This is a genomic window from Nonomuraea rosea (assembly GCF_039539705.1).
Lineage (GTDB): Bacteria > Actinomycetota > Actinomycetes > Streptosporangiales > Streptosporangiaceae > Nonomuraea > Nonomuraea rosea.
Genome location: NZ_BAABDQ010000106.1, coordinates 1 through 4,061 on the forward strand (window position 1 = coordinate 1; position 4,061 = coordinate 4,061).

The 4,061-nt window shown below is 69.9% G+C and carries 5 protein-coding genes; 2 read left to right on the plus strand and 3 right to left on the minus strand.

Going from position 1 to position 4,061, the window contains the following annotated elements; all coding sequences use genetic code 11:
• Positions 1-67 precede the first annotated feature (67 nt).
• Both ABEA43_RS67500 and ABEA43_RS67505 read right to left on the minus strand, forming a co-directional pair.
• The gene (locus ABEA43_RS67500; RefSeq protein WP_345581431.1) at positions 68-622 is read right to left on the minus strand and encodes a TetR/AcrR family transcriptional regulator; all 555 of its coding nucleotides are present in this window, start codon (positions 620-622) and stop codon (positions 68-70) included.
• A complete protein-coding gene (locus tag ABEA43_RS67505; protein WP_345581434.1) occupies positions 619-1,425 on the minus strand; it encodes an alpha/beta fold hydrolase in 807 nt (268 codons plus the stop codon). Before ABEA43_RS67505 ends, ABEA43_RS67500 begins: the two co-directional genes overlap by 4 nt.
• A gap of 181 nt (positions 1,426-1,606) precedes the next feature.
• Here ABEA43_RS67505 and ABEA43_RS67510 point away from each other — a divergent pair, with 181 nt between their 5' ends.
• Positions 1,607-2,605: a WD40 repeat domain-containing protein gene (locus ABEA43_RS67510; protein ID WP_345581437.1), complete on the plus strand. Its 999-nt coding sequence runs from the start codon at positions 1,607-1,609 to the stop codon at positions 2,603-2,605.
• A gap of 93 nt (positions 2,606-2,698) precedes the next feature.
• On the opposite strand, the gene ABEA43_RS67515 is transcribed toward ABEA43_RS67510, so the two are convergent.
• Positions 2,699-2,989 carry a hypothetical protein gene (locus tag ABEA43_RS67515; RefSeq protein WP_345581440.1) on the minus strand — a complete coding sequence of 97 codons (291 nt, stop codon included), beginning with the start codon at positions 2,987-2,989 and terminating at the stop codon, positions 2,699-2,701.
• Positions 2,990-3,091: 102 nt separating this feature from the next.
• On the opposite strand from ABEA43_RS67515, the gene ABEA43_RS67520 reads away from it, so the two are divergent.
• A complete protein-coding gene (locus tag ABEA43_RS67520) occupies positions 3,092-3,973 on the plus strand; it encodes a sigma-70 family RNA polymerase sigma factor (RefSeq protein ID WP_345581443.1) in 882 nt (293 codons plus the stop codon).
• Positions 3,974-4,061: the final 88 nt, after the last annotated feature.

Here is a 4,061-nt window from a genome sequence, read left to right on the forward strand (position 1 = left end):
CCAGCGATGTGACCACCGATTCCTGTGACGTGCGCCACACCCCGCGGCGGAGAGCGGATCGGATCCGTTACTCCCGGAGGAACTGCGCCAGCGCCGCCCGGATCTCCGGCTGGTGGCTGCCCCCGTTCAGCTCGAGGATGGCGGCCTCCACGACGGCGCTGTTCCACATGGCCGCGCTCGGCCCCGGGTGCACCCAGCCCATGGCGGCGAAGTCGGGGCTGCTCAGCTGGATGACCAGCGTGTTCCGGGAGGTGATCGCCTCGATGATCGTGGGATCGACGCGGGCCTCCAGCAGCAGGGCCCGGACGCCGCGATGGGTCAGGCATTCGTCCAGGTAGGCGTTCGCGGCCGCGAGCAGTCTGCCCCGGCCCGGGGTCATCCCCGCGATCGTCTCCTCGATCTTCGCGAACGTACGGTCGTGGAACTCGGTGTGCAGCGCCAGCAGGAACTCCGACCGGTCGCGGAAGTGGTGGAAGAAGGTGCCCTTGGCCACCCCCGCCTCGGCGACGATGAGGTTGACGCTCATGCCGGCCAGGCCCGTCCGCTCCGCCAGGGACAGGCCTGTGGCGATGAGCTGCTTGCGGGTGGCCGCCGCCCGCTGCTGCCGGACGCCGGTGCTCACTGTGCGCTCCCGGCCGTCGTCACCGATTCGAGGAACGGCAGGACCAGGCCCAGGAACCCGTCCGGATCGGAGGCGAAGGCCACGTGCCCGGTCTTCAGCGTCCGCAGGTCAGCCCCGGGTATCGCCGCCCGCGTCTGGCGTGCGGCGGACAGGGGCAGGATGACGTCCCGCGCCCCCCATGCCAGCAGCACGGGCACGCCGAGCCGGGGCCCGTCGGCCCGCAGGTCGTAAGCCGGATCGGCGAAGCTCCGCCACAGCGCGGCGGAGACGGCGGCGCCTGTCCTGCCGCGCGCCCGGTCCTGAACCCGGCGGGTGATGGCCCGGAGCCGTTCGCTGTCCGCTTTCATGTACCAGGGAACGAGCCAGGGGAACACCGCCCGGTTGACGGCCGGGACGCCCAGGGCGCGGGCCGCGAGGCGGGGGACCTTGACGAACCCGCCGGCATTGACCAGGACGAGCCCGGCGACCCGGTCCGGATGTTCCAGCGCGAGCCTGGCCGCGGCGTACCCGCCGACCGAATTGCCGATGAACACGGCGGGCGCGAGATCGAGCTCGGCGGCGACATCAGCGAGCACGCCGGCCAGCAGCGGCGCGGTCATCGGCGCCGGCCCGGCGGGCATCTCGGAACGGCCGTGGCCCGGCCAGTCCACGGCCAGCACGCGATGGCCGGCGGCCGCCAGCGGTCCGGCCACGGCCTCGAAGTCGGTGTGGTCGTGCAGGGTGGCGTGCAGCAGCACGACCGGCCGGCCACTTCCCTGCTCGGCATAGAACACCCGCCCCGCTCTGGTCTGGACAAAGGGCATCGCGGATCCTCCCATAGATTGACCGACCAGTCGGTCAATGTAATGCCCAGGCTAACTTCCTGCCCGAACGACGGCAACTCCCACGCGGTCAGCAAGCAGGACGCCCCCTCAGCCTGCGAGGTGCGGGGGCCGTTATCGGAGTGCAATCAACCTCGGGCGAGGATGAAAGGTCCAACTCCGTATGAAGATCCTCTGCGGGGCGCTCGTTGTCCTAACGGCCCTGGTGGCCGCCCCGGGTCCCGTCCGCGCGGCCGTTCCCGCCGGTGCGACCCCCGCCCCGATCCGGTACGCGGCCATCACCGACTGCGACAAGTCCTCGCCCGACGCCGAGCTGTGCGGCCCCTGGTGGTACCGGACGACCGACGGCAAGCGCCACCCGCTCAAGGGAGTGGCTTCGGCGGCGGAACCGGTCGCGGTCAGCGGGGACGGCCGTCGCCTCGCCTACATCAGGGCCAAGGACACCAGGCTCGTCATCCGTGACCTCGACGGCCGGACGCGGGTCTCGCGGGCCAAGGCGTGGCCCTCGAAGGACGAGCTCATGGTCGTCCGCGTGACGATGTCGTACGACGGCTCCCTCGTGGCGGTGAACTGCTGCTGGGCCGGCAACACCGACCACCCGGCGCGGGTGTACGCCGCCGCCACCGGCGCCCTGCTGAGCGAGGTGCCGGGGGTGTCGGTGAGTGACGACGCCGTGAGCTTCAGCGGCGACGGCGACCAGATCCTCGTCAGTACGGAGGACGGCGAGTCGAGCACGCTCAGCGTCCACGACCTGAACGGCAGGCGGACCGCCAGAGTCGTGCCGCCCCGCCTCATCCGCGACAACGCGGCCACCGCCGCGCTGAACGCCGACGGGCACACCGTGGCCGTCTACGTCAGCGGACGCAACCCCGGGATCGCCCTGTACGACCTGAAGACCGAGCAGGTCACCGCCACGTTCTCCGTACCGAGGTCGGGGCAGAAGGTGGAGCGCGAACCCGCGACCGACAGGATGCAGGAGGCCGACACGGATGTCAGGCTCGACTGGACGGGCGACTCCACACTGCGGATGGTCAGGAAGACCGGCTTCAAGCTGGTGCGGGTGCAGGTCTACGGCCTTGACGTCTCCGGCGGTGGGTCGCTACGTCGTCAGCGTTCCTACGCGATCACAGGAACCGCCGAGGAAGCGGTCAGCGGCCGCTGAGAAGTACGGGCGATGCCCACGCTCCGCGAGCGGAGTGGTGGCCGCGGGCATGACGGCGTTCTGGCACCGGACAGGGCCCTCGACCCACGCCCTTCAAGCCTGGTCATGACAGCGGACGACCGTGTCCAGATGCTCGTCGAGGGCGGTCAGGTCGGGGCGGTCGAAGGTGGCCTGGGTGGCGGCCCATTCGGTGTTGTCGGCTTGATAGGCGGCGATGACGTCACTGGTCAGGGTGCCGGTCATGGTCGCGACGTGGTCTGCCACGTCGGGCGAGAGGCCTTCGGTGCGGGCGAGGAACCCGATCGCCTCGGTGAGGTCGTCGGGGTCCTCGCACACCAGACGTTGTTCGATCCAGCAGGTGAATCCGCTGTCGAAGCGGGTCACCGGAGCAGCTCGTCCGGCCTAGCTGACATCATGTCTCCTCCAAAAGGTTGATATGTCCGATAAGTGGCGTTTCTGTGACGCTCGTTGATGGAGGAATGTGACATGGACGACCATGAATGGCTGACGGAGCGGTTCGCCGAGCATCGCTCGCATCTCCGTGCGGTGGCCTATCGGATGCTCGGATCGCTGAGCGAGGCCGACGACGCGCTTCAAGACGCCTGGCTGCGTGCCAGCCGCGCCGATGTCGGCCAGGTGCAGAATATCGCCGGATGGCTGACCACGGTGGTGGCCCGGGTGTGCCTGAACATGCTGCGTTCACGCGGCAACCGCCATGAGGAGCCGCTGGACATCCAAGCGGCTGATCCGTTGCTGGGTCCCGCCTCCACCGGGAACCCCGAGCAGGAGGTGGTGATGGCCGACTCGGTGGGGGTGGCGCTGCTGGTGGTGCTCGACACCCTGAGTCCGGCCGAGCGGCTCGCGTTCGTGTTGCACGATCTGTTCGCCGTGCCGTTCGAGGAGATCGCCCCCATGCTGGAGCGGTCGCCGGAGGCGACCCGGCAACTGGCCAGCCGTGCCCGCCGCCGCGTCAAGGGTGCCGCACCCGCGCCGAACGCCGATCTGAGCCGTCGCCGGGAGATCGTCGAAGCCTTCCTGTCCGCCACCCGCGGCCGGGATTTCCAGGCGCTGATCACGTTGCTCCACCCCGATGTCGTGCTCCGGGCGGACAAGGCCGTCATGCTGACCGCCGAGCCCGTCATGGTCAACGGGGCCGAGCTCGTCGCCCAGGGCGCGATGGCCGCCATGCAGCGGGCCCAGTTCACCGGACTCGCCCTGCTCGACGGCGCCGCCGGGCTTGTGATGGCTCCGCAGGGCCACCTGCGTGTGGCACTCGCCTTCACGATCGTCGACGGCCTCATCACCGCCATCGACGTCACCGCAGAACCTGATCGCCTCGATGGACTCAATCTGGCGGTCCTCGACTGACGGGGGCAGCGGGGGAGGTGAATCGCCGGGATTCGCCTCCCTCTCCGCCTGTGGCGCACGTCACAGGAATCGGGGGTCACATCGCTGT

Bases quoted from the DNA above. Each gene is read 5' to 3' on its own strand.
- ABEA43_RS67520 (WP_345581443.1), top strand. From the start codon at position 3,092: ATGGACGACCATGAATGGCTGACGGAGCGGTTCGCCGAGCATCGCTCG.
- ABEA43_RS67510 (WP_345581437.1), top strand. From the start codon at position 1,607: ATGAAGATCCTCTGCGGGGCGCTCGTTGTCCTAACGGCCCTGGTGGCC.
- ABEA43_RS67505 (WP_345581434.1), bottom strand. From the start codon at position 1,425: ATGCCCTTTGTCCAGACCAGAGCGGGGCGGGTGTTCTATGCCGAGCAG.